This is a genomic window from Streptomyces sp. GESEQ-35, from assembly GCF_017948485.1.
Classification (GTDB): Bacteria; Actinomycetota; Actinomycetes; order Streptomycetales; family Streptomycetaceae; genus Streptomyces.
The window spans coordinates 1-4,732 of the sequence record NZ_JAFFSX010000062.1; the positions used below are offsets into that span (position 1 = coordinate 1).

The following is a 4,732-nucleotide window of genomic DNA, read 5'->3' on the forward strand; positions in this document are numbered from 1 at the left end:
GCGGCACCCCCATCGCCCACATCGAAACGCTGGCGACACGAGCCGTATCCACGGCCCAGTTGGCGGCCCTGGGCGTCGGCGACATGGAGCCGAAGGACCCGGTGTTCGTCGCGGAGTGGGTCCAGGCCGCGGTCGGTGCCACCGAGTTCACGGCTCACTGGGCACTGCTGGGCCCGGACGTCCTGGGCCTGGGCCCCGCGCTCGCTGATGCGGGCGCGAGCTTCACGGAGTATGGGGGTCTGGCGGACCTTGAGGCAGCGGTCGTACAGGATGCTGCCGCCGCACCTCAGGTCGTCGTCGCCTCCTTCGCGACTCCGCAACTCCCGGACGACGTAAGCCAGTCCGTGCACGAGGTGGCGTCCGCCGCCCTCGCCCTGACGCAGGAGTGGATCGCCCTCGACGCCGCCGGGCTGTCGGACGCGCGGCTTCTCGTCTGCACGCGTGACGCAGTCGGCGTCGAGTACGGGGAGCCCGCGCTCGACCTGGTGCATGCCCCGCTGTGGGGACTTGTGCGGTCGGCGCAGACGGAGAACCCGGACCGCTTCCTCCTTGCAGACGTCGACGCGCACCAGGACTCGGCGCAAGCGCTGCTCGCCGCCGTGACCGCCCACGCCGAAGGGCAGGGCGACGACGGCCAGTTCGCCGTACGGCAGGGGACGGTCAAGGTGCCCCGTCTGGCGCGGCGGACGACCGACTCACTCCTGCCGGAGCCCGCGCACGAGACGGTGGGCACGGACGCCGTGCCGTGGCGGCTCGCTCTGGAGGGCACCGGCTCCCTGGACCAACTCGCCCTGCGGCCCCACGCGGACGCGCTGCGCGAGCTCGGCCCCGACGAGGTGCGTATCTCGCTGCGAGCGTCCGGGCTCAACTTCCGCGACGTGCTGACGGCGCTCGGCATGGTGCCCGGTGACCACCGCGCGATGGCCGGCGAGGGCGCGGGCGTGGTCCTGGAGACCGGCGTGAACGTCTCCCAGGTCCGTCCGGGGGACCGCGTGATGGGCATCCTCATGGAGGGCACCGGGCCGGTCACGGTCACCGACGCGCGTCTCGTCGTACGGATGCCGGAGGCCATGACCTTCGCTGAGGCCGCCGGTGTGCCCGTCGTCTTCCTCACCGCCTACTACGGGCTGGTGGACCTCGCCGAGATCAAGGCGGGGGAGTCGCTGCTCGTGCACGCGGCGACCGGCGGCGTAGGCTCGGCCGCGCTGCAACTCGCCCGCCACTGGGGTGTGGAGGTCTACGGAACGGCCGGCCCCGCCAAGTGGGACACGCTGCGCGGGCAGGGCATGGACGACGACCACATCGCGAGTTCGCGTGACCTGGAGTTCGAGGGGAAGTTCCGCACCTCACTCGGATCCGCTTCCGGCACGGGCACGATGGACGTCGTCCTGAACTCCCTTGCCAACGACTACGTCGATGCCTCGCTGCGGCTCCAGGGACCCGGCGGACGGTTCCTCGAGATGGGCAAGACGGACAAGCGGTCGCCCGACGAGGTGGCGGCCGCACACAACGGGGTGACGTACTGCGCGTACGACGTCCTCGACGCCGGCCCCGAGCGCATCCGCGAGATGCTCGGCGAACTGGTCGAGCTCTTCGAAACCGGCGCCATTCGTCCCGCGCCCGTGTCGGCGTGGGACGTGCGCCGGGCCCCCGACGCCCTCCGCTTCCTCAGCCAGGCCCGCCACACAGGAAAGCTGGTCCTGACCCTGCCGCGTTCCTTCGATGAGGAAGGGACGGTGCTGGTGACGGGTGGTACCGGCTCGCTGGGCGCGCTCGTGGCACGTCATCTCGTGGCCGAACACGGCGTACGTCACCTGTTGTTGACGAGTCGTCAGGGGCTGTCGGCATCTGGCGCCCGGGAGTTGGTGGCGGAGCTGGAGCTCGAAGGTGCGCGGGTGCGGGTGGAGGCCTGCGACGCGGCGGACCGCGACGCGCTGGCAGGCTTGCTGGCGTCGGTCCCCGAGGCGCATCCGTTGACGGCAGTCGTGCACACGGCGGGTGTCGTCCGTGACGCCACGATCTCGGCGCTGTCCGCCGAGCAACTGGCGCAGGTGCTGCGGCCGAAGGTGGACGCGGCCTGGAATCTCCATGAGCTGACGCGCGGGCTGGACCTTGCGGCGTTCGTCCTGTTCTCCTCAGCCGCCGGCGTCATGGGTGCGGCAGGCCAGGCCAACTACGCGGCCGCCAACACCTTCCTGGACACCCTGGCCGAACTCCGGCGCATCCAGGGGCTGCCCGGCATCTCCCTCGCCTGGGGACTCTGGGAACAGGCGGGCGGTATGGCGGGCGCGCTCGACAGCGGCGACCGGCAGCGGCTCGGACGCTCCGGAGTCGCCCCCCTGCTGATCGAGACAGGCCTGTCCGTCCTCGACACCTCGCTCCGAGCCGACGAACCGGTCCTCGTCCCCGTCCAGTTCGACCTCGCGGCGCTGCGATCCCGCGCCGCGACCGAGTCCGGAGGAGACGTGCCGCCCCTGCTGCGCGGCCTCGTCGGGACCCCGGCCCCACGCCGTGCCGCGCTGCGCAAGGCGGCGGTGAGCGCGACCGCCCCGGAAACGAACTGGGCCGACCGGCTCGCCGGCCGTACGGCCGATCAGCAGGTGGAACTCCTCGTCGAGCTGGTACGCGAGCAGGCGGCGGCCGTGCTCGGCCACGGCGACACCGCCGGCATCGAAGCGGACCGCGCCTTCAAGGAGCTCGGCTTCGACTCCCTCACCGCCGTCGAACTGCGCAACCGCCTCGGCAAGGCGACCGGCCTGAGGCTGTCCGGCACCCTCGTCTTCGACTTCCCCACGTCCGCCACGCTCGGCGAACACCTGCGTACAGCCTTGGTCCCCGAGGAAGCGGACCCGGTGATGCGGATCGTGGACGACCTCGAACAGATCGAGGCCGCGCTGTCCGAGCTCGGTCAGGGCATCGCGCCCGATGACGAGGCGTACGCGAGCATCACCGCCCGCCTCCAGGCGATGCTCTGGAAATGGAACGACCTGTACCACGCTGAAGGCTCCGTCGACGAGACACAGGACTTCGGTACGGCGAGCGACGACGACCTCTTCGACGCGCTCGATCAGGAACTCGGAAGTTCCTGAACCACGGCGCACCGCCGCCGCTCACCAGTCGCAACTGTCGTACCCAGGAGTGGAATTCGCATGGCGAACGTTGCTCAGAACCCGGCGAACGGTCCTCGCGACATGGGGAAGGCCGTGGACAACGAGGAAAAGCTACGGGACTACCTGAAGCGCACTGCCGCCGACCTGCGCCAGACGCGCCGACGGCTGAAGGAAGCCGAGGCCCGGGAGCAGGAGCCGATCGCCATCGTCGGAATGGGATGCCGCTACCCCGGCGGCATCACCTCCCCCGAAGCCCTCTGGCGGCTGCTGGCGGAGGACGGGGACGCGATCTCCGAGTTCCCGTCGAACCGTGGCTGGGACTTGGAGGAGGTCTACCACCCCGACCCCGACCACGCGGGCACCTCCTATGTCACGAAGGGAGGCTTCCTCCACGACGCCGACCGCTTCGACGCGGACTTCTTTGGCATCAGCCCCCGCGAGGCCGAGGCGATGGACCCGCAGCAACGGCTGCTGCTGGAGACCGCGTGGGAGGCGTTCGAGCATGCCGGCATCGCCCCCAACACGCTGAAGGGCAGCCGGACGGGCGCCTTCATCGGCGCCATCGGACAGGACTACGCCCCAGCGGGCCGCGCGCTGCCCGCGGAGTACGAGGGCTACGTGCTGACCGGCACCACCACCAGCGTGGTCTCCGGGCGCCTCGCCTACACCCTCGGTCTCGAAGGACCCGCCGTCACGGTCGACACCTCGTGCTCGTCGTCCCTGGTCGCCTTGCACCTGGCGGCGCAGGCGCTGCGCAACGGTGACTGCGGCGTCGCAATCGCCGGCGGTGTCACCGTGCTGCCCACGCCCCGCCTCTACGTGGAGTTCAGCAAGCAGCGCGGGCTCTCTCCCGACGGCCGCTGCAAGGCCTTCGCGGCCGAGGCCGACGGCACCGGCTTCGGGGAGGGCGTGGGTGTTCTGGTTCTGGAGCGGCTGTCGGATGCTCGGCGGCGGGGGCACCGGGTGCTGGCGGTGGTGCGGGGTTCGGCCGTCAATCAGGACGGTGCGAGTAACGGTCTGACCGCCCCCAACGGCCCTTCGCAGGAGCGGGTGATCCGGCAGGCGCTGGACAGCGCGCGACTTGCTCCCGCCGACGTGGATGTGGTGGAGGGGCATGGGACGGGTACCTCGCTGGGTGACCCGATCGAGGCGCAGGCACTGCTCGCGACCTACGGCCAGGGCCGCGCGGAGGAGGCTGAGCCGCTGTGGCTGGGGTCGGTGAAGTCGAACATCGGCCACACCAATGCCGCTGCGGGTGTGGCGGGTGTGATCAAGATGGTGGAGTCGATGCGGCATGGGGTGTTGCCGCGGACGTTGCATGTGGATGAGCCGACGCCGCATGTGGAGTGGGGGGCCGGGCGGGTGCGGCTGCTGGCCGAGGCGCGGGAGTGGCCGGAGGTCGGGCGTCCGCGGCGGGCGGGTGTGTCGTCGTTCGGGATCAGTGGCACGAATGCGCATGTGATTCTGGAGCAGGCTCCCGCCGAGGAGCCGGTGCAGGAGGCTGGGCAGGATTCTGGGTTGCCGGTGGTGTGGCCGGTGTCGGCGAAGACCCCCGCCGCGCTCAGGGTGCAGGCGGCACGGCTGGCCGCGTACGTCGGTGAGGCGGGTGACGGTCTGGACGC

At 71.1% G+C, this 4,732-nt stretch carries 2 protein-coding genes; both read left to right on the plus strand.

Annotation, left to right across the window (positions count from 1 at the left end; genetic code table 11):
• A partial coding sequence (locus KCH87_RS49895) for an SDR family NAD(P)-dependent oxidoreductase (protein WP_247197932.1) occupies positions 1-3,089 on the plus strand: 3,089 nt, incomplete at its 5' end.
• Between the two features lie 60 nt (positions 3,090-3,149).
• A partial coding sequence (locus KCH87_RS48245) for a beta-ketoacyl synthase N-terminal-like domain-containing protein (protein ID WP_282613094.1) occupies positions 3,150-4,732 on the plus strand: 1,583 nt, incomplete at its 3' end.